At 36.5% G+C, this 21049-nt stretch carries 20 protein-coding genes, 1 tRNA gene and 3 pseudogenes; 2 read left to right on the top strand and 22 right to left on the bottom strand.

Annotation, left to right across the window (positions count from 1 at the left end):
• Positions 1–22: 22 nt before the first annotated feature.
• The 9 genes from J0J36_RS10510 to proB form a co-directional block, all read right to left on the bottom strand.
• Positions 23–991 (bottom strand): hypothetical protein, encoded by a 969-nt coding sequence (locus tag J0J36_RS10510; RefSeq protein WP_242520573.1) that lies wholly within the window; start codon positions 989–991, stop codon positions 23–25.
• Positions 992–1344: 353 nt separating this feature from the next.
• A complete protein-coding gene (gene dltD, locus J0J36_RS05235) occupies positions 1345–2634 on the bottom strand; it encodes a D-alanyl-lipoteichoic acid biosynthesis protein DltD (RefSeq protein WP_040087463.1) in 1290 nt (429 codons plus the stop codon).
• Positions 2621–2863 carry a D-alanine--poly(phosphoribitol) ligase subunit DltC gene (dltC, locus tag J0J36_RS05230; protein ID WP_004257293.1) on the bottom strand — a complete coding sequence of 81 codons (243 nt, stop codon included), beginning with the start codon at positions 2861–2863 and terminating at the stop codon, positions 2621–2623. The genes dltD and dltC overlap by 14 nt, the downstream gene beginning before the upstream one ends.
• Positions 2864–2890: 27 nt before the next feature.
• Positions 2891–4105 (bottom strand): D-alanyl-lipoteichoic acid biosynthesis protein DltB, encoded by a 1215-nt coding sequence (gene dltB / locus J0J36_RS05225; protein WP_019292278.1) that lies wholly within the window; start codon positions 4103–4105, stop codon positions 2891–2893.
• Positions 4105–5607, bottom strand: a complete 1503-nt coding sequence (gene dltA, locus J0J36_RS05220) for a D-alanine--poly(phosphoribitol) ligase subunit DltA (RefSeq protein WP_040087459.1) — start codon at positions 5605–5607, stop codon at positions 4105–4107. The genes dltB and dltA overlap by 1 nt, the downstream gene beginning before the upstream one ends.
• A 12-nt stretch (positions 5608–5619) precedes the next feature.
• Complete coding sequence (locus J0J36_RS05215) at positions 5620–5754, bottom strand: teichoic acid D-Ala incorporation-associated protein DltX (protein ID WP_080569913.1); 135 nt, start codon at positions 5752–5754, stop codon at positions 5620–5622.
• A 52-nt stretch (positions 5755–5806) separates the two neighbouring features.
• Positions 5807–6748 carry an alpha/beta hydrolase gene (locus J0J36_RS05210; RefSeq protein WP_019292280.1) on the bottom strand — a complete coding sequence of 314 codons (942 nt, stop codon included), beginning with the start codon at positions 6746–6748 and terminating at the stop codon, positions 5807–5809.
• Positions 6749–6909: 161 nt separating this feature from the next.
• Positions 6910–8166, bottom strand: coding sequence for a glutamate-5-semialdehyde dehydrogenase (locus tag J0J36_RS05205; protein WP_019292281.1), 1257 nt, complete (start codon positions 8164–8166; stop codon positions 6910–6912).
• Positions 8163–8987, bottom strand: a complete 825-nt coding sequence (proB, locus tag J0J36_RS05200) for a glutamate 5-kinase (RefSeq protein ID WP_019292282.1) — start codon at positions 8985–8987, stop codon at positions 8163–8165. The genes J0J36_RS05205 and proB overlap by 4 nt, the downstream gene beginning before the upstream one ends.
• Positions 8988–9270: 283 nt before the next feature.
• Between proB and J0J36_RS05195 the strand changes: the two genes are divergently transcribed.
• Positions 9271–9453, top strand: a complete 183-nt coding sequence (locus tag J0J36_RS05195) for a hypothetical protein (protein ID WP_153924843.1) — start codon at positions 9271–9273, stop codon at positions 9451–9453.
• A 272-nt stretch (positions 9454–9725) separates the two neighbouring features.
• Here the strand turns inward: J0J36_RS05195 and J0J36_RS05190 are convergent.
• The 11 genes and pseudogenes from J0J36_RS05190 to J0J36_RS05140 all read right to left on the bottom strand — a co-directional run bounded on the left by J0J36_RS05190 (position 9726) and on the right by J0J36_RS05140 (position 18314).
• Positions 9726–9799 (bottom strand) — tRNA-Ile (locus tag J0J36_RS05190).
• Between the two features lie 648 nt (positions 9800–10447).
• Complete coding sequence (locus tag J0J36_RS05185) at positions 10448–11188, bottom strand: hypothetical protein (RefSeq protein ID WP_046401295.1); 741 nt, start codon at positions 11186–11188, stop codon at positions 10448–10450.
• Positions 11173–11709 carry a Panacea domain-containing protein gene (locus J0J36_RS05180; protein ID WP_052729032.1) on the bottom strand — a complete coding sequence of 179 codons (537 nt, stop codon included), beginning with the start codon at positions 11707–11709 and terminating at the stop codon, positions 11173–11175. Before J0J36_RS05180 ends, J0J36_RS05185 begins: the two co-directional genes overlap by 16 nt.
• Before the next feature lie 122 nt (positions 11710–11831).
• A pseudogene (locus J0J36_RS05175) lies at positions 11832–12881 on the bottom strand (LysM peptidoglycan-binding domain-containing protein).
• Complete coding sequence (locus J0J36_RS05170) at positions 12878–13138, bottom strand: phage holin (RefSeq protein WP_153924840.1); 261 nt, start codon at positions 13136–13138, stop codon at positions 12878–12880. Before J0J36_RS05170 ends, J0J36_RS05175 begins: the two are co-directional and overlap by 4 nt.
• 3 nt (positions 13139–13141) lie before the next feature.
• The gene (locus J0J36_RS05165; protein WP_019292914.1) at positions 13142–13372 is read right to left on the bottom strand and encodes a hemolysin XhlA family protein; all 231 of its coding nucleotides are present in this window, start codon (positions 13370–13372) and stop codon (positions 13142–13144) included.
• 13 nt (positions 13373–13385) lie between these two features.
• Positions 13386–13787, bottom strand: coding sequence for a hypothetical protein (locus J0J36_RS05160; RefSeq protein ID WP_153924837.1), 402 nt, complete (start codon positions 13785–13787; stop codon positions 13386–13388).
• Positions 13788–13804: 17 nt separating this feature from the next.
• Positions 13805–14545: a fibronectin type III domain-containing protein gene (locus J0J36_RS05155; RefSeq protein WP_206886693.1), complete on the bottom strand. Its 741-nt coding sequence runs from the start codon at positions 14543–14545 to the stop codon at positions 13805–13807.
• A 4-nt stretch (positions 14546–14549) separates the two neighbouring features.
• Positions 14550–15494: a BppU family phage baseplate upper protein gene (locus J0J36_RS05150; protein ID WP_153924832.1), complete on the bottom strand. Its 945-nt coding sequence runs from the start codon at positions 15492–15494 to the stop codon at positions 14550–14552.
• A 15-nt stretch (positions 15495–15509) separates the two neighbouring features.
• Positions 15510–17090: a phage tail tip lysozyme gene (locus J0J36_RS05145; protein WP_242520572.1), complete on the bottom strand. Its 1581-nt coding sequence runs from the start codon at positions 17088–17090 to the stop codon at positions 15510–15512.
• Between the two features lie 33 nt (positions 17091–17123).
• The gene (locus J0J36_RS05140) at positions 17124–18314 is read right to left on the bottom strand and encodes a phage tail spike protein (RefSeq protein WP_206886692.1); all 1191 of its coding nucleotides are present in this window, start codon (positions 18312–18314) and stop codon (positions 17124–17126) included.
• Positions 18315–18421: 107 nt separating this feature from the next.
• Between J0J36_RS05140 and J0J36_RS05135 the strand changes: the two are divergent.
• A pseudogene (locus J0J36_RS05135) lies at positions 18422–19579 on the top strand (IS3 family transposase).
• Positions 19580–19590: 11 nt separating this feature from the next.
• Here J0J36_RS05135 and J0J36_RS05130 read toward each other — a convergent pair.
• Together J0J36_RS05130 and rbsU are read right to left on the bottom strand one after the other, a co-directional pair.
• Positions 19591–19980 (bottom strand): annotated as a pseudogene (locus J0J36_RS05130) (ribosome small subunit-dependent GTPase); the annotation flags it as partial.
• A 179-nt stretch (positions 19981–20159) separates the two neighbouring features.
• Complete coding sequence (gene rbsU, locus J0J36_RS05125; protein WP_019292290.1) at positions 20160–21047, bottom strand: ribose/proton symporter RbsU; 888 nt, start codon at positions 21045–21047, stop codon at positions 20160–20162.
• Positions 21048–21049 lie beyond the last annotated feature (2 nt).

Raw genomic sequence — 21049 nt, 5'->3', positions numbered from 1 at the left:
TATTTTCAGCAATATTATCCTTCTAACCGACAGTAGAATTATAGTTGCCACCGATTGAGTCGTCTACTTCAATGGTTGTTCCCGTACTTGGGCCAAAGTAGCCATGTTCATTATTTTTTAAAACAAGATTATCTCTAAAATTTTTCATTCGTTGTGAATTATAATTTAAATGGGTAACCATTGATGAATCTCGAATTGAAAATGGTGCCAGAGCCACTCTATTTTCAGGATGTTCTTGGAGTAACTTATCGGTCACTTCCGAAATAGCTTCTTTTGATAGCATCCATCGATCATAGCAACCTTCATCTTCATCGCCATGTACCCAAACACCAGGCAGTGCTTTCCCAGCTACTTTAGCTGTAGCATCCCAATGACTGATACGTACAAATTTTTCACCTTCCTTCTTGAAATGGTAAGGAATATACTTGGCTGTACTTTGAGTAAATTGCTCAAAAAGATGAACCGGTGTAGTCCCAATCACTTCCCATTTATCAACATCCGCGTTATAAACTGTGAGGGTGTTATCACTATTCTCATAAACTTTTGATTTATCTGCGTTTGCTTCGGGTTCCTGTCCTTCATGAAGTGGTTCAAGGTAGAAATGTTCCTGGTTTAAGCAAGAGCTGGAGAATAAAGGATATCCTTCATAACCTGTCGCATTAGCATTATCGGTATAAGTCATGTCCATGCTACCTGAGCGGTCTAAAACAAAAACGACATCCATCGGCCCAGAGAGACTTGAACCGTTCACTTTTAAAAGTAAGTTAGCTTCATAAGCTTCTTGATCTGTCCACCATGCCTCTTTTTCTAAAATTTGAGCTGTGTTGTTATTCTTATCTCGTATGGGTGCCACTTTTTGATCTGTTTTCTTATCAACTCTATCCGCACTCACTCGACTCAAGGTATTTTTTAATCGCATCCCGGAGATAATTAATACCGAAAGTACTATCGCCAACACAAGCCCTTTCAATACTTGTCTTAAAGTTTTCATGTTTCTACTCCTTTTTATTTTGAATTAATGAACTTTTTTAGAAAAAATCAAAAATAGATGTCACTTTGTTTGCAACATTTCGTTTCCCTCCTTTTTCTTTAGTTTAAAAAAGATTAAACATTAAAGTAAAATGATAATTACTTTAAATTTTTTCTCTTTCTCCTAATTTAATAATACAAAGATAGAGGGATAAGTCCAAATGTTTTTAATATTAGATTGAGTAGACGATTTTTAACTCCATAAAATAAAATAGAGTAAATTAAGCATTTTCTGTCATAAATAATGAGAACATGTCCAAGAAATCGGACAAACAAAAAACGACAATTGAATATTGTCGTTTTTTAATTTATTTTTTATCTATTAAGAGAAACTTCCTTATCTCCATTGGCCCATTCTGTGCTAAAAAATTGAGCATTGTCGATCTTATATTCTGTTTTAGTCGGATGTTTCATAAATTCTTCGATTTTTTTATCTAAAGCCACCCAACCACGATTATTCAAGTGGATAGTGTCTCCAATATAGTACTTTTCGTTGAATTTATTTGTCATGTCATAAATGTGATGGAAACCTTGGCTGTTAAGTTGATATTTAATTTTTGCGCTAAACTCCTGTAACATGTCATAAGAGAGCCCTGTATACTGGTACCATGCTCCATTTACAGGTGGAATAACGAACTGCACATCATTATTATTTTTTGCAAATTGATTTAAAAGCTGTTGAAAATCAAGATATTCCGGACTTCTCAGGTAACTCACTTCCTTCATCACACCTTTACGTTCTTTAAAGACCTTTTGAAGATTTCTTGACCACACATGGTCAACAATTTGAAATTCATTATTTGCTGAATTTGCAGCTCCTCGTTCGTATGCTGCTTGATCCAGTTTTTCAAAATCTTTTGTGTTTGGTAATTGTTTACTGATTCGCTCTATCTTTTCGTATGAATTTTCTTGCCTACCGCTGAGCTTTGATAAGCCCGTAAAAAGAGAATCTTGTTTCGTCCAGAACTGATTTGCAAGTTTAATTGAAATCTGATTTATACTGTCGATTTTTTTACCATTTGCTAGAGCTTTTAGTGCATGAGTAACAACAATATCCTCAGGAAAATCTTTGAAATTCAAGAGGCGTTGAGCGAGTTTTTGTGTCGCGACATCTTTTGGTGAGGCAGATTGTAACCACGCATATATTTCACCTTTAGAAACAAATTGACTTAACTCAGGTGTACCAATACCTTTACGTGTAAACCATTGTGGACTGATGATAAAAACAATCTTACGGTTATGCAATTGCTTTTCAACAGAATTCAGATAGAAAAAGTGTGTTAAGGATTGGGTTCCGGGTTGACCTGCTAGAAAAGGCGTAAAACTTTTATTATTTTTCATAAAGAAACTACTTGGATGAAAAGGATCAATATGTTCCAGCTCAGAAGAACCTAAAATTGGCAGATAATGCGGATTAGAGAATGCTTGTGATTTAATCGCATAGCTTACAAAGCCTGTCCGATTCTTAGGATCAGTCGCAAACTCATCAAGTTCATGCTTATTAAACTTAGGGAAAACAGTGAGAGGAGAAAAGATGAGTATCGCTAGCAAAGTAAGGGCCGCAACCAAAGGCGCGAGTTCTTGAAGTACCTTATCTTTCTTCATCCATCTTTTCCTTGATACGATCGGCAATTTTATTTGCTGTATTCCAGTCGTCACGATCCATTTCAGAAGGTGGTAAACTTAAACTAAAGGCATTTTCAAGCTCGACAATAAGCATAATGGCTCTCATAGAGTCAAGAATGCCTTCTTCAAAAAGATCCATATCTAAATCTTCACGAAACTCATCTGTGCCAGCAACTTCTTCAATGATATTTAATACTTCATTTTTCATATTTATTCTTCTTTCTTCTATTATTGTCTAAAAATTAGGTAAAGGACTACCAAGTCCATTGATTGCATGCATTATAGCATAATTAGGGATTCCTGAAAAGATAAGGAAACTGACCATAACGGCATTAAAAGTGATAAATATTGCAGCTCCACGTGTCCACATATTATCAGGAATATTCCATTTGTGTTTCTTCTTCATTCGCTTCCAGGCATCATAAATGATCATCAGGCAGGCATGATAAACACCATATAAGATATAGTACCACGTTAAACCATGCCAGCATCCCATAATGAACATGTTTACTAAGTAACCCACGTTTGAGATGGTTACCATATTTTTGGACCATTTTTTAACCATAATCCACTTTACTAAACGCATAAAGACAAAGTCTCTGAACCAGAATGATAAAGAGATATGCCAGCGTTGCCAAAAGTCGTTAATATTTTTTGCGAGAAAGGGTTTATTGAAGTTAATAGGAATTTTATATCCCATAATCAAAGAAACGCCCATCGCAAAAAGAGAATAACCTGCAAAGTTGAAAAAGAGATAAAAACCGTAAGCGTACATGCTCCCCATCATATTCCACAAATTGGGATGCAATGTTGCTTTTATCGCTAAATCATGCAGAAAATAATGTGAGATCAGATAAGAAATGATGAAATTATATAGGAAACCTTGGAAAATATAGAAAATTCCTTTTCCTAAATACTCTGAATACTTATCTGTCAGTGGCGCTTCGAGCTCTTTTTGGAAACGTCGGAAACGATCAATTGGCCCTGACGAAATGGTGGGAAAGAAATATAGAAAATAGAGATATTCCTTTAAGGGAACTTCTTTAATCAGGCCATCGCGTAACTCAAGAATTACACTTACAGTTTTAAAGGTCACATAAGATATTCCTAAAAAACCAAGGATAGATTGTGGGTGCATCGGGTCCAATAAGGGTGTCACCTTAACGATTATTAAAGGTAGTAACGATGCAATCACTGCTAAAACGAACACGCAAGTTTTGTTTTGGAGTTTTCGATAGTGCTCGTAAAGCTTGATTAAAGTTGTTTCAAAAATCCCAAAACCCAGAAGGGACCAAAGACTGACTTTACCGCCGAAACTGATCCAGAGAAAAGCAATGGTCAAGATGACTTGATAGCCCATCCATTTTTTTCCGTAGGCGTGTGCCATGACAAGTGGAAGCAGTGCTAACCCTAAAATCACAAAATAAAAAGGTGTTGCATATGGTTCCACTAGTTCTTACCTCCAAGGACTTGTTTGGTTAAGGCCTTTCGGTCAATTTTTCCATTGGGAGTAAGCGGGAAATCATCAAGATAAATGAATTTAGTTGGCATCATATAATCCATAATTGTATTTGAAAGTTGTGCCTTGATTTTTTTATTAAATGCGCGTTCTTCAGCCTTAGTTTCAAAACTTAAAGAAGAATGGATGACCGCTATTAATCCTGTTACTTTATGTGCAGCATTTTCTTGAGGCACCACTAATGCTTTTTCAATCTCAGCAATTTCATATAAATGAGCTTCAATATCCTGCAACTCAATCCTAAAACCATTGAATTTTATTTGAAAGTCGATACGACCATTATAGTTAAGGACCGAATTTTCATCAAAATAGCCTGAATCTCCTGTATGATACGCCTTCTTGCCTTCATAATCAAAGAAGACTTCTGCTGTCTTCTCCGAATTTTCAAAATATCCCTGTGCTACAGAATCCCCAATAATAATAATTTCATCATCAATGATTTGAATTTCAACTCCTGGCTTTGCAGTGCCAATAGGCAAGCGCTTATAGTCCTGAAGGATTGTTTTATCAACTTGAATACTTGTAATAGCACCTGTAGCTTCGGTTGGTCCATAAGTGTTCCAAACTTTTGCATGTGGGAACTTGTCGAGCAGCTTCGATGCTGTTTTGTGCGTTAATTCCTCGCCACAAAAAATGAATTGCTGTAAATCTGGATGATTTTCTTCGACAAATGATGGATCAAGCAGGCATATTTCGATAAAGGATGGAGTAGAAACCCAGGTATTGATTGTACTTGAATTAAGTCGTTCAAAAAGTTTTTTGAAATTCGTTGTCTCCTCTTGACTAAGTGAAATCAAGGTCCCACCTGTTGTCAAGCTAGGATATAAACTGAAAATTGATAGATCAAAGCTATATAGTGCTTGAGACAGAAAGTGATTATTTTCGATTATAGAAAAATCCTTATTCATCCATTTAGTGAAGCTAAGTAAGTTATTATGTGTTACTGCGACACCTTTTGGAAGTCCCGTTGTGCCCGAAGTATAGATAATGTAGTTAATATCCTCTCCGCTCACAGCTTGACGACTGTCAATCTGTGAAAAATCGAAATCGATATTTTCTTGGTATTCAGTATAAGATATTCTTGATGTAAAAAGTTGGGAAAACTTCTCTTCAAGTTCCACTGTATGTATGACTAAAGAGGGGTTTGCGGCTTGTTTAATCAGCTGCGTTCTCTCAAAAGGTGTATGGGCATCTACAGGAATATAGGCCCTCCCTGTAAGTGAAACACCGAGTAGTGTAGCTAATGATAAAAATCCGTTTTTACCAAATACAATAATTGGACGTTGGGAGATGGGCATTGCAGATATTTTTTGAGCTACCTGTGATGCTGCATCAAGCAATTGACGATAAGTATAATCTTGGTCGTGTTCGACTATCGCTAAACGCTCCGGATATTTTGTTGCTCCGGATAAAATTTCGTGAAAAATGTTCATGACATCTCCTTTCTAAAATTCGTTGTAGATAAAGTGTGCGCCTCCTGTTTTACTATAAGAATAAAGATAAAGTAGAATTAAAATAACTACGAAGTAAAACAGTGTCTTTCTCAAAAAGATGAATAATTTTTTATATTTTCTATTCATAATATATGATTGTACTATAATTAAATTGTCTGTAAACTTACATTTTGGTAAGTTAAGTTGAATGGTAGAAAACCTTCTCGATATAGTCTTGTGCTGCAGGCATTTTACAAATCGAACCGTGAGAATAGCGTTCTCCTGGGCTATTTGTATAGGTGAATTTTTCCGTTATATTGTCATTTTTTTCAAAGAGGTTATAAACAGAAAAGAGATCCGACCACGGGAGAACGCCATCAAAGTCAGAGCCGACAGGCGTATCTAAAGCCATGAGATAGACATGGATGCCCTTATCCATTTTTGAATAATTTTTCTCAAAATAGTTATAATCAGCGCTTTTGTTTTCGGGACCATTTTGATACAAGCTTTCCATGGTCTCGTTGGCTCTTAATTTTTCTTTGCGATTAAATTCACCATCTAAGGCAACAAACTTTTTAGCGGGAGGTAAATTTTTATCTTGCGAGTAATTGATCAAAAACCGCATAGCTCCACCTGCTCCCGAAGAATAGCCTAAAATATTATACCAAGGGACATTATAGTGTGCCGCTAGATATTCTATTGTAGCTTTTATCGCATACTGATAGATTTCGTGATTATTTGTTCCATGATCTGTCCCAACAGCAATAGCTGGATATTTATTACTAGCATCAATTTTTCCAGTAATTCTTAATTTATATTTGTTTCCTGTTTCTGCAATTACAGTGAGGCCTGGTTTTGCGGCATTATTTTTATTGGTTACTGCTTGAACTAAATGACTGATGTTGTTTTTAGGACTGCCACTTGAGCCAGTAACATACAGTGTTGGGTAAATGGTAAGCTCTGACTTTAGTTGCTCTTCTGTTTTTTTAATCACGCGCGTACTTGGCTCGCCAGGGCTTGCCTTGGTCTGTTGATAATATAAAGCAACACATAAAACTCCAATTACCGCAGCAATAAAAACAAAAAATGTCACACCTAACATATCGATTCCTTTCTTTCTCTTCTGCGCTCTTTTTTTCATATGTACTCCTTATATTTAAGCAAGCTTCAATCTCTCGAGCTAAGAAATATCAAATTCTTATACTCATTTTTCTTTCTATTTTATCTTTTTTTGCTTAACTGATTCCTTACTTTTTTGTAATAAAAGAACGGTCCTAGAAGACCGTTCTTTAGTTAAAAATATTAGCGGATTTGACCATTTCCGTCAATTAGATATTTACTTGAAGTCAAAGCTTCTAGTCCCATTGGCCCGCGTGCATGGAGTTTTTGAGTGGATATCCCAATTTCAGCACCAAGTCCGAAGACAAATCCATCTGTAAATCGTGTCGATGCGTTTACATAGACTGCCGCTGCATCAATCTCCTCTTGAAATTTTTGAGCGTTAAAGTAATCTTTAGTTACGATACTTTCTGAATGACGACTCGAATATTGATTAATATGTTCAATTGCTTCATCTAAATTGTCAACCGTTTTAACTGACATAATATAGTCTAAGTACTCTGTACCAAAATCTTCTTCTTGAACGGTAATTGCTAAGCTTCCAGCACAAGCTTGGAGAATTTTCAAGGCACGTTCATCCGCTCTAAACTCAACCTCATGTGCTTTTTTCAAAGCTTTCTGCAATTTAGGTAAAAATTCAGCAGCGATTTGTGCATGTACCACGAGACTTTCAGCGGCATTACAAACACTTGGTCGCTGTGTTTTAGCATTGACGACTATTTTTGTAGCCATGTCTAAATCAGCAGTTTCATCAACATAAATGGTACAGTTTCCAACTCCCGTTTCAATAACAGGAACTGTTGCTTTTTCTTTTACACGGTTAATCAATCGAGCAGAACCTCGAGGAATAAGTACGTCTAAAAATTGATCAGCCTGCATCATCTTTTCTGCTTCTGCATGACTGGTATCCGTGAGAAGCTCTACGATACTGGAGTTAATTCCTTGCTTACGTAAGCTTTCTTTAATAATTTCAACTAAGACTGTATTAGAATGTATGGCGTCTGAACCACCGCGTAAGAGAACACTATTCCCTGTTTTAAAACAAAGTGAAAAGGCGTCAATTGTCACATTTGGGCGGCTCTCAAAAATCATCCCAACCGTACCGAGTGGCACACGTTTTTGGACAATTTTTAGCCCATCAAGATTTGTGAAGCCTTGTAAAACTTGGCCGATAGGATCAGGTAAGTCTGCCACTTGACGTAACCCAAGTGCCATATCCGAGATTCTTTCTGGCGTCAATCGTAAACGATCTACCATAATATCCGAAATGCCATGTTCTTTTGCTTTAAGTAGGTCCCTCTCATTCTCAAAAATAATCCGGCTTGTGTTTTGAATGAGAGTATCTGCTAGGAAAAGCAGAAAGTTGTTTTTTGTTGCAGCAGATAGTTTTGCTGCTTCTTTGCTCGCCGCTTTGACTTTTACTCCTAAATCTTCAATCATCTTGCATCTTCTTTCTCAATTTTTTGGTGAAAATAAGTCCCGATTTCCTGTCCAGCAATAATATCCTTTATTTCACGGATGCGTTCACCATTGGTCAGAACCATCTCCTGCTTGTTCTCAAATAAAATTTCTGCAGCGGCAAGCTTAGAGGTCATCCCGCCTGTACCAAAACGACTCCCGGCTCCGCCCGCCATTTGTCGTAATTCATCCGTAATGTCATGGATTTCTTTAAATATTTTAGCATCATCATAAATATTGGGGTTTTTATTATAAAGTCCATCAATATCAGAAAGCATAATGAGTAAATCAGCATCCACAAGCTTTGAAACAATCGCTCCCAGCTTGTCATTGTCGCCAAATTTTGTTTGGTGATCCATTTCATCGACAGCTATAGCATCATTTTCATTGATAATAGGGATGATTCCCAGAGAGAGCAGCGCCTTCAAGGCATTTTCAGCATTATTTGAGCTCAGTGGAAAATCGGTAACATCCCGTGTTAATAAAAGCTGTGACACTTTTTGAGAATAACGACGAAACATTTGCGTGTAAAGACTCATCAACTCTACTTGACCAATACTTGCTAAGGCTTGTTGCTGTGCAATATCTTTTGGACGTTCATTCATCCCAAGGACGTTTAACCCTGCTCCGATAGCTCCTGAAGTTACTAAGATAACTTCATACCCCTTATTATTTATATCGGACAACACAAAAGCCAGTTCATCTATATTTGATAAATTTATCTTCCCATTCGGTAAAATCAACGAGCTTGTACCAATTTTTACTACGATTCGTTGTGCTTTTAGTATATTTTTTCTTGTCATAATGCTTAATTGTTACATAGTATATCAATAAAGTCAAATAAAGTTCATAAAACGCAGTCTATTAGGATTTATGAATAAACGAGGTTCAATAGGATTCAATAGAGTTCATATAAAACGTAGTAAAAAACGTAACTAATTTTTATCAGGCAAGGCGCTGTATATTAAATATATACGGCTTTTTTATTTTTTTATTTATTGGATAACCCAATTTTAATCATTGTATTTTTAGTGTTTTTTCATATATAATATTGAATAAATCAATATTTTTGTAAAGGAGTGATTTATGGTTGATCGTTCTTATAGTCCTTATGAATCTATTCGTAATTACCATGATAGAGGAATGATGAAGTGGAGTGCATTTGCTACTGGAGAGCTGACTGAGGCTCTAAAGAAATTTACTGAAGAACAGCTTATTAAAGATTCAATAGATGAACGTTATCGTGATTCTTATGATGAAGAATGGTGACTTTAATATATTACGGAGCTTTATAAGCTCTTTTTTTAGCACAAAAAAATCCCCACCGAAGCAGGGACTTACCTATTAAGAACAGACGTTTATTATAGCATAAACCTTATTTTTCATGGTTCGGAAAAAATGACCGAATCAAAACAGTTATTAAAATAACGACCAGTATTATACGACTTACAGGTTTATATTCTGTAAAATACTGAAGAAATATCGCTAATACAATAAACAAAGTCGCAAGTAATTTATAAATAAATTCAAATCTTTTCATATGGTTCTTGCTGGATTCGAACCAGCGCTAACTCCGTTATGAGCGGAGGACTTTAACCAACTAAGCTAAAGAACCTTGACGACCGCGTACTGGTACGCATGCAAAGCAGAGGCGAAACACGGTCTATATCATAAAAACAGCCAAGGCCTAAACCAAGGTTGATAAATCATTTAAGATTTTCCCCAAAGGGCTGCGCACAGACACCTTATCGACTAATATTATTATATCATATTTATATTTATGAAAAAAAGCTCCCACAATCTCGTAAGGGAACGATGTCAGACGTGTGTAATCTGGTAAAAGGTTTGTGTCCGACATTTTTATTATAACAAAAAATCCCCAACCAAGGTTGAGGACAGTGAGTAAATTTTATGAAAAAAATATAAATAATATTTTATCATTACTTCTGAATATACGCAAATAAAAAGCCCGCTGGCAAGGCGAAGCTAGTGTGTATAGAAATAAAAAGGTTTTAGATCATTTTATTTTGCCTTTTTAAATATATCATAAATCACTTATAGAGTGGGGTATTAACAAAAACAAAAAAAGCCACGCTGGCAAGGCGTGACTTTACAAATACATATTAATTCATTTATTAATTTTTTGCCTTTATTATTATAGCACACAAAATTCTCCTACAACTGGCAGAAGTAGCCTTAATTAAAAAATATCTGTAAAGAAATTAAAACGCCTACATAAAGTAGACGTCTTAGACGAATTCATTTAAAAAGTTTTAAACCATAATCCTAAGCAAAATAACACTATAACTACTCCAAAAACTAACTTTGTAACTTTTGGATTAAACTCATAGTCATTACCATTTCCTATAATTTTCTTTACCCCAACAAACATAACTATAATAAGTAAATAAATAACTAACAAATAAACTGAACTTGTTATCATAGCGAATCCTAGAGCATCGTCGTCTAAACCTTTAACGCTATTAAACACATTACCTAAAAGTTGAATTGATCCCATCATTGAAAATGTTAATGCTGTAAAAATGGCAAGTATTCCAAGAAATTCTGAGTATATTTTAGTTTTTATCTCACCTGCAGTCTCAGCAACTTTTTTAGCTTTCTCTGCTTCTTCATTTGCATGTTTTACATTGTCTAAGATAAATTCCCTTTGAATCATGGATAGATTAATATTTCGCTCAAATCCTCCAAGCTTCTTCCAAACTTCTACCTCATAAGTTAGGAGTTTTTTTTGAAATAATTCTTGAGTGAAAATACCATACGGTGTAGAGCCTTGATCTTTATTATCTTTAAAAAATGACTCTAGCTTCATTAAGTCCTCAGAAGACATTTTATAAATATACAGAGCAATAATATCATAATTCTTATAGATATCCTGCTGTATAAAATATGTAAATCTCCCAAGCATGCCGTCATCATTGACACCGCAAATTAAATCATGTAGTAATTCACCAATAAAGTGTTCTTTATTTATACCTGCTGCCACAAGCGTTCCTCTTTGTTATCGTCTGCTTTAAAAAATGCTTTTATTTCTTCATTATCGTATTGTGGAGCTGAGTGCAATTTTATTTGCTCTTCGTAATCAGTCCAAAGCGATTGCTTATGAGTTCTATTGACTAACTCCCATGGCTTATAAGTAAGTAACTTATTCAATGATGCTCTAAGAAACGTTATTTTTTTAGTATCATCTAATACAGATTGTGATATTTCTTCTGGAGCAGATACATCGAAACGTCCTGCCTCAAAAGAATATCGAGGGGCTGGAGCTTCAATCAACATAGCTCCACAGTCTCTGTATGCATTGTACACGTCTTGTTGAACAGGTCCATAGTCCCATCTTTCAAATTTTCCTTCAAAAAGTTCCTGGTCATATTCATATAAGAAGGCTGCTTGTAAATAATATAATATTTTTTGTAATTGTAAATTTGAAATAGGTATATTATTTTCCTTTGCGTATGTAATAGTGTAATTCGCAACGGCCATTGGTGTTTGCTTTTCAAATTCCATAATACTTCCTCCTTATAATATTTTATGAGTTTAGTCAATATACTATATCATAACTCCTAATTACTAATTATTCCTCGTAAATACAAAAAAGACCGGTCAAGAGACCGAGCTTCCTTTTTATATTAATAATTTAGGTTTTGCCCTGCATAAATCAAGTTAGGGTTTTGAATTCCGTTACTTGAAACAAGGTGCTGTACAGTTGTGCCTAAACGTTGTGCAATAACGGAGAGGTTATCTCCGTATTGTACGGTATAAGTTCCGCCTGTTGCTGCATTTGAGCCACCTGAGTAGCTGATTGATTGTCCTGCATAAATAAGGTTAGGATTACTCAAAGCGTTCTGACGGGCCAATTCTTGCCAGCTTGTACCCCAACTGTAAGCAATGCTACTCAACGTGTCACCATATTGTACAATGTGAGTTTTATTGCTTGGACTTGGAGTTGGATTTGGTGTTGGTGCTGGATCAGGTACTTTTCCATCATATCCATTATCCGTGATACCTGTAAGGTCAATATTACCATCCAATCCCCCTGCCACATAAGTGGAAGTAAATTGGAAAATACCAATATCATCCATACTTGGGAAGAAATTCCAGTTTGGTGTTGGAGTTACTTCATAGTTTGGCTATTCCGCAATCCAAAGGGATCCAGGAAACTCTTTAATAATGCGTTTGTAGTCCACATTTGCGATTGTATAAGGCTTGTAGCTGTAATACATAGGTGTATATCCTGCTTCTTTCACACGTCGCATTCCGTAAAGAATAGCATCTGTGTTCGCCTGCTTACTTCCACTCGCACCACTCTCATAATCAAGAGCGACAATAGAGCCTTTAGGTGTAGCAATTTGTGGCAAGTATCGATCAAGCACACCTTTTGAAAGTTCAGTGGAGCCTCCCACTTGATACCAAATATAAGTGTGCGCACGTTTCCCTTGTGCCAGAGTATTTTGAACTTGACTATTATAAGTCAACTGGTCCACGTAATACCCGCCATAGGTTCCCCCAATTTGTGCAATAGAGAATTCATCACTGGCATAACCAAAGTTCCCTTGGTAGCCGTTATAAACAGACCAATCCACTCCTTGGTCTCCTACTGCCGCAAATGCTTGGCTTGTTGCACCGAAACTCGTCAGAGCTAGAATTCCAATTGTCGTGGCTTTAATAATTTTTTTCATTTGTTGCCCTCCAATTTTTCCATAACACGTTGGCTGTCTTTAATTCCCGCAGTTGTGGGATCAACCACAACGCCAATAATTGCCAACAAACCAAAAGCAGCATTGATAATTGCTGCCAGTTGTTGGTTCAATACTACAAAATCCCATTTATAACCAAATGGGGCTCCAATAGTTTGTGCGAGTAAAAGAAAAGCCGGCACAGCTGCCAGCCAAAACGTTTTACTTTTAAGTCGTACTTCCCAATTAATTTTATTCACAGATTATCCTCCGATTCCTTTTGTTAAAAAATAACTCACTACTCCAAGACCTAGAGCAATCATATAGCCCCAAGCCCATTTGTTATTCGATTTGATTTCTTTAATTGCCTCTTCATTATGCAAAGCCACTGAGTAAGCTTTATCCGCTTTTTCTCTCAACAATTCATAATTGTCAAGTTTAGTTTCAATTCTGGCCAAGCGTTCTAGGACCTCTTGCCATGCTTTTTCTTCCAAATTTTTTCCCTTTCTAATCTACTAGAAAACTAGTATCAAACCCTACTATCTGATAGGCATTCCCCATATCTCCTATAGGTGTCAGAGTGAGAGCCCCACTAGTGGAAAGACTCATACGCACCGTAGTATCAGAACCAATTATCCCTCCAAGCCATTCATGTTGTTGACTAATAGAAACTGGAATTTTTCCAAACTGAACGCCTGTTCCTGAAGTAGTAGTGACTGTAATTATACGTCCTCTCAAGTAAAGGCAACCATTTAAAATACGATATTGCGCTGGGAAGGTTCCTGACTTAAAACCATTCATCACTTCTATATCTTTCCATCCTGTGTCCCTTGTCAAAGTTTCAAAATTATCATTAATTGTCTCTGCACCATTTTGCATGCCCCGATAGATTTTCTTAAGTTTTGCCATTTTTTCTCCTATTTCTATTATTGGGTTAGTGTTGTTTTAAAAACAGCACTTTCTGACTTGTCGCTTTCAACATTGCCATTAATTTGATTAACCTGAACATTGTATGTTGTGCCCGCCTTTAGATTTTCCAAATCAAATGACAGAAGTTTACTTCCACCTACAGGCACACCATCTAAATAAACCCGATACTTCATTTCGTCCCAAACATACTTACTTGGGTCCGTACTAGAAACCAGGTTAGTATCAACGTAAGTTCCTACGTACTTTGGCCAGTCAGCAGTTGTGACTTCGCTAGCTGAAGATATGTATGGAGTGGCTGTTGAACCAAATTCTACTTTTAAATTTGTAATTGTGACTTTTGATCCTGTAGGTAAACCTGATGTTAAGATTCCATACGAACTTTGACTAACCGCTGTTAAAGTTACTGTCTCTTTGCAAGTGCCGCTCAGTTTAGTGCTACTAACACTTTGATTTGTAACTCCTAAACCATAAGTAGGTCTAATTGAACCTGACCAAGTTCCTGATGAGTTTGTAATCGTATAATCATAAGTAATAGTAATTGGCTTATTTAATATATCAGCTACATTTCCATCTAATGGATATATATTAGATGAGTTATTAGTTGCCGTACCAGTAGAAGTGTATGATTGTGATTTTGTGTTTTTCAACAAATTCAAATTAGGATAAACAGTAGTGAAACCGTCCGCACCGTTTGCGCTTTTGGAATAGGCGGTATGTAAATAATTTTTATCTGCCATAGTATCACCCGTTTTCCCATGAAAATTTAGCACTTGAAGAAGTGACATCAGAAACAGTTAGATTAGTTGGTGTCTTTACTTTTTCAACATAGCCTTTGGTGATTGTTGCCCCCTCAATAACAAAACGAATAACTTCAGTTCCGTTGATTAACAATAGTTCGTTACCATTATTTACAACTTCTCCGTCCATAGTATAAACTGACGGAAGCTCAACATTGACTTTATTTCTGATATAGCTTAATGAATAAGCTAGGTTATAAATTCGCTCTCCGCCAAATACTGGACCACTGTCAAAACCATTCGCTTCGGTTCCAATTGAATTTTTGTAATAAGTTACTTTCACATCCGGTTGATACTCTGAATCATGCTCAATAACAACATTAAAACCACTCGGTACCTTACGATAAACAATCTTTTTGAGATCCAAAACCTCAGAAAGTAATTTACCACCTGGATCAATAGATTCCAAAATATCTTTTATTGATTTAAACCAATCCTCAAAGTCTCCTTTTCCTGCATTGAGGTAGTCTTTCATGTCATTAATCAAATCCTCTGCAGTTTGCCAATAAGAACTCATCTCCCCTGGAGTTTTGGATACAGCATGAATGACAAAATAAGTAAAATCTTGAGTGGTCGCAATCTCTTCCTCACCTTTGTAAAAAGCAATATTGGCTTTCTGTCTATGTAGAGATTGTAGAGTATATTCATCAAAGGTATATTGCACAATTCCTTTCTTGTAATCAATAATTTTACAAGAACGCTCCACAACGTGTTCTCCACCTAGAAATGCTTGAAAAGTTGCCGTACAGTCTGTGAGATCCAATGGTAAACCATTTTGCACAATTTGTGCTTCTATAACCTCACTGTTGACATTTCCTTGACGGACATTGATGATCCCTACATAGTTGTCAGGCTCCGTTGTGGAAAGTATGACATTCCATTTTTTCAATTGTTTCTCCTTTCCTTATGTGTTCTTTCTCCAAATACAGAACCAGTTATAAAGCCCCCATGAACTACTTGGACCACCATCAAACCATCTGACAGGAGAGTTAAGAAAGTTCTGGTCAAGTGTTGGAACTCTTCCATTTTTCCCATCTTCAAAGACGATCCCCGTATGTCCTGTAGATATTCCACTGTCTGTTCCGACATAGAAAATATCCCCCGCTTTGCAATCTTCTGCACTATGAGGGATAATTTTTGTCCAGCCTGGAGGCGGTGCAAATGTGCCGATTGTCGCAGCCGAAATTCCATCACCGATATTAATTTCATAATTCCAGCGTGGATTTCCAGAAGTTGGAGAGCCATCTGGATTAGTAGATTGAGAATTCCACGGTGTCATGCCGTATTTATTTGCGGTGAGTGTTGCCATCCATGCAGTTGTCAATCCTACGCACTGCCCATTCTGAACGTAACGTTCTTTATAGGTATTGTAGAATTTATCCAATCGCTCTTTTAAGCTTCCTCCTGGATCTGGCGGTGTTGGTGGTTTCAAGCCGTGAAGCTTGTTATACCATTTAATCGCAAGCTGAACACGTTCTGGATGAGTCACTGCAGGGCGCTCAAAGTTCGCTTCAAAAGCCGTTGTAGCTGTAGAAATATCTGTCAATCCTTTAAACTGAGCAACAGAATAAGGATAGGCGCTTGTTTTAATATATTGCCCATTAAACATACACCACTCTAAGAGTTGAGATTGTGTTTTAGCAATGCGGTAATCTCCAGAAATTCCTGCGGCACGCATCAAGTTTTGGACATATTCACGTCCATTCCATGTAGCAGGAGGAACCAGAGGATAAGCGGAGCCGTCCCACTGTACCAAACCATAAGCAGGACCGCCAACTTGGTCTGTATCTGGCATCACACCAGACTCTTGCTCCATATTCCCGAGAATACCTGCGGCAGCTTGTTCAGTGTAGCCTTTTGATTTCAAGAACTGCCAAACTATCCAAGCATTCTTTTCTTGATCTGTAACAATTTCTGGTGGGAATCCTCCTGGAAGGTATCCACCTCCAGAACCTCCAGAGCCAGGTATGACTTGTTGCTTATTAATGAATAATCGTCCTTCAACGTAAACATCTCCAAATAGTTTTAACTTTTTATTATCTCCGGTTGAGTCTTCAGGGATTTGAATAACAGCTTGTGAATTCCCGTTTGCTTTACCTGAATTGATTGAAAAGATGTATCCAGGTTTTTGGACAATGGCAGTTCCATTAACTTTATTACTTTCTGCATCATAAGAAACGAAAAATTCACTGAGTGTCTTCCCGTGTGCATCATCAGGACCTGTAGCATCTTTAAATTCTTCAAAAGAAAGTCTCCCACCATCTAAGACAACCTGATATTTATCGTTTTTATCTGCTGTTTTGATCACACTACCTTGAACAAGAATACCTGACAGTATGCCTGCTTTAATGAAATCTGCAATGAAAACACCATCAAGAGTCCAAGCAGTTTTAAAAGGACCTTTCCATCCATTAGAACTAAATCCCATGCCACTTTTATTTATACGGAGAACTTTTTTAGAATCTTCTAAAGTTTCTCCATCCACAAAGAATAAATCTGTTGGTCTATTTTTAGGCCACTAAATAACATTCCCTCCGTCGTTACCACTGATAATTTTTGTCACATAATCAATAAAAGAACTATTGTAATTTTTTGTAGGAACCTTTTTCATCACTTCAGAAAATTGATTTTGTTGTTCCTCAAAAAATGTAAACTTGGGATCGCCAGCTTCAATAGATTCAACTTGTTCTAGAAGTCCATCGTATACGATTTTATTGACTGTTAATTCAAGATTAATATTATAGCGCTCATGATAAACGGTAAACGTATCGAAAATACCAAGTTGCCTAAAGTTTTTGAACTTTGCATGATTCTCTAGTTTTCGGATATTTACCTCAGCGCTAACTTTAGGCTTATCTACACCAGGATTCATTGAGGTAAAATATTTTGAAGCTACTGTATTTAAGCTTTTTACATCTGATACCCCCTGTTCTTCAGTAAATTGGATGTGTCTTGCATAAACTTCACCATCATAGTTCCCTATAAACTTAGAATCAACTTTTGTGCCATAAACACGTTCTGTTTCGCCTTCTTCATTCTGTAAATCTGCATAAGGAAAAATTCGAGTAATGAGTCCATCCCAGTTAAACTCAAGTTTTAAACCCTCTAAATTTTTTCGATATCGAATTATTGTAACGTTATCTTTTCCACGTCTCTTAAGTAAAGAAATACGATGGGGTTCATGTTTAATTTCCCCACCGTATCTTTGATTAAGAGAGCCATCAATACCTTTTATACATTCAAGAGGATTTGCAACTTCAAAACTGGTTGAAGAAACGGTAGTGATATCACTAAACATTTCAATATCGCTTTCCAAATCCATTCCATCGTGAAGTAAAGCCATAGCTTCGATTCCAGATTTACTGTCAATAACTACATTTTTTACGGTACGATTACCTAACTTCATTGTGCGAGATTTTGCAGTCACATATAAAAGTCCGGTAGCCATATCTTTATAATGCGTGTAAATATAAAAAACGTGATAGCTATCTAAATCATTTGGTTTACATTTGATTTGATAGTTCACGTCTTCTAAATATTCCGCATATTTTGTTGTAATTGGAAATGTAAGTTCTACAATATAAGAACCGTTTGCTTCTTCTGTTACTTTCAAAGATCGACAATCTGAAAGGGTGCAAAGTCCACCATCATTTTCAAAATCCGTTGCCTTAGGCTCATATAAAACTGGTTTCATATTTTCGTTTGCCACCTCGGCTCTATTTCTATTTTAGTTATGTTTGGAGCTATACTATAAAAGTGGACAGAAAATTGTGTGTTATAATCTGTCTATTAAGACACAAAAATGAAAGGACTTTTATGTCAGGTTTTAAACGTTACGACGAGGAATTTAAGCAATCTCTCGTTAATCTCTACCAAACAGGTAAAACTCAATCCGAACTCTGTAAAGACTATGGTGTCTCCCCTTCTGCACTTGCAAAATGGATCAAGCAGTACTCTCAAGTTCGTCTTGAAGATAATACGGTCTTGACTGCTAAACAGATTCAAGAATTACAAAAAAGGAATGCCCAACTCGAAGAAGAAAATCTTATCTTAAAAAAAGCAAGTGCCATATTCATGCAAAACTCCAAGTGAGATTAAAAGCAGTCTATAGACTCCGATTTGAACACACGACAGTTATGCTCTGTCGTGTTTTACATGTCAATCGTTCCACCTACTATAACTTCATAAACAAGAAGCCCTCAAAACGTGAAATAGAAAATCAACGCTTGAGAAAATTACTCCTTGAGATTTATATGAAAGCCAAGAAAAGAATTGGAACGAGAGCTTTTAAAATCATTCTCCTGCGTGATTATGGCGTTAATATTTCTGAGGGGCGTATCTTAAGACTTCTCAAGTCTATGACACTCCCTAAAATGTCAACGATTAAACCTAGAGTTAAATCAAAACACTCTCCTGCATTTTCTTCTGATAATCTCCTTAAACAAGAATTTAATCCTAAGTCCCCGAATCAAGTATGGACAACTGATTTCACTTATATTTCTATAGGACATAGACGGCATGTTTATCTCTGCGCCATCCTTGACCTCTACTCTAGAAAATGTATTGCTTGGAAAGTAAGTGACAGGATTGATGCTAAACTTGCCTGTGACACATTAGGGATGGCTATAAATAAGAGGAAGCCTAAGGAACCAATCATTTTTCATTCGGATCAAGGTAGCCAATTTAAATCAGCTTCCTTTAGAAAAATATTAGATGAGCATCAATTGCTTGCTTCTTACTCCAAACCTGGATATCCTTATGATAATGCTGTCACTGAGGCCTTTTTCAAGTACCTCAAACAACGGGAAATAAACAGAAGAACTTATCACTCCATTCAAGAAGTTCAACTCTCTTGCTTTGAATACATCGAACAGTTTTATAACAACTATAATCCTCATTCCGCAAACAATGGTTTAACTCCAAATCAGAAAGAAGAAAACTATTTTAAGAAAATATAGCTCATTTTGTGTCTAAATATTTGACATTAGTCCAAAGTCTTCATTAAGCGACATACAAATCAAGACTTTATCTATATTAGCCGCCATAAGTTGGCGTTCATGTGTCTCTCCAGCTGCTTTACGAATAAGAGCTGAGTGGCGTGGCAAACAGTGCTGAATTTGTGCTCGTCCAGTAGAATCTGTTTCTCTATCTAAGAGAACGAAATCGCCGACTACTGGAAAGTCAAGTGATTCTAATGCTTCAAAACGATATTTCCCCGATACTTCTGCTTTGACTTCACCTGATTGAGTTGCGACGATGTATTGATTGCGATTCTGTTCAATCACTCGTCCGGGATAAAAATCTGGATAATTCATAGCTTCTTTTTTAAATTTTTCTGTGAAGCCTAATGTATTTAATCTATAGTTTGTGTTCATGTTTTGTTCCTCCAAAAAGTTTTAGTGACTTATTGGGAGACAATATGGTTCAGACGTGAGCAAGTGCCTCCCCATGTCTTACAATTTCCTTATTTACGTGCATAATTGCTCCTTTCTTTTACTTTAAGTATAGCATATCTTAATATAAAAAAATACAGCCTTTAAAGCTGTATTTCTCTTTAGATTGTAACAGTTATTGAGGCTGCAATAATGATTAAGACCAGACCAATAATTGTTAGGAGCATTTCTTTTTTTGTTTTTCTTTGATTTAAGAACCAGATACCTGTCAATGTTGCTAAAACAACAGATGTTTGAGAAAGAATAAATCCAGTCGCCAAACCATTCATATCAGGTTGAGCAGAGATGAGGTAAGTTAAGGCCGCAAATGCAAAGAAGAAACCGGAGATGATATGTTTGTATGATACACTTTCAAAGATTGCCATTTTAGACTTTTCTTTGAAAGAGATAACAATACTGTAAATAAGGGCAGTCAAGAGCATACCAATGGCTTGTGGGAGAAAGGCTTCTTGACCTGACAAGTTACTAGCTTGAGGAGCAGCAGAGTAGGCCCAATACCCAATCGCACCAAGCGCTAAGAAAATAACTACTTTTCTCAAAAGACCCGTACTTGCAGGCGTTTTTTCTTCAGACCAAACAGTCAAGCTCGCGCCAAAAATAATAAGTATAAGAGAGAAAGCTCCCAAAATTTTAGCACTAACACCAGGCCAGTTTCCCAAAGCAACAACACCCCAAAGTGATGCAGCCAAGAGTTGGAAAGCTGTCGTAATTGGCATTACTTTAGAAGAACCAATCAAACTAAAACAGTAAAAAGTTACGATTTGCCCTGCAGCCCAACCGATTCCAGATAAAATACCGAGAAATAAATCCATCCCTGAAGCTAAATGAATGCCTTGTGACATGGAAAAAACTAGGGCAAAAATTAGAGTACCTAAAGTTGAACCAAGGATTTGGTTGACGGGTTTCCCACCAATTTTTGAAACGATTGTTGGGTAAAGCCCCCAACCAAGAAGCGGGCCAAGGCCAATTAATAGTGCTGTTGTATTCATGT

Source organism: Lactococcus sp. LG1074, assembly GCF_017309525.1.
GTDB classification, from domain to species: domain Bacteria; phylum Bacillota; class Bacilli; order Lactobacillales; family Streptococcaceae; genus Lactococcus; species Lactococcus petauri.
The sequence above is the reverse complement of the archived record's forward strand: the minus strand, read 5'-3'. Positions and strand labels throughout refer to the sequence as shown.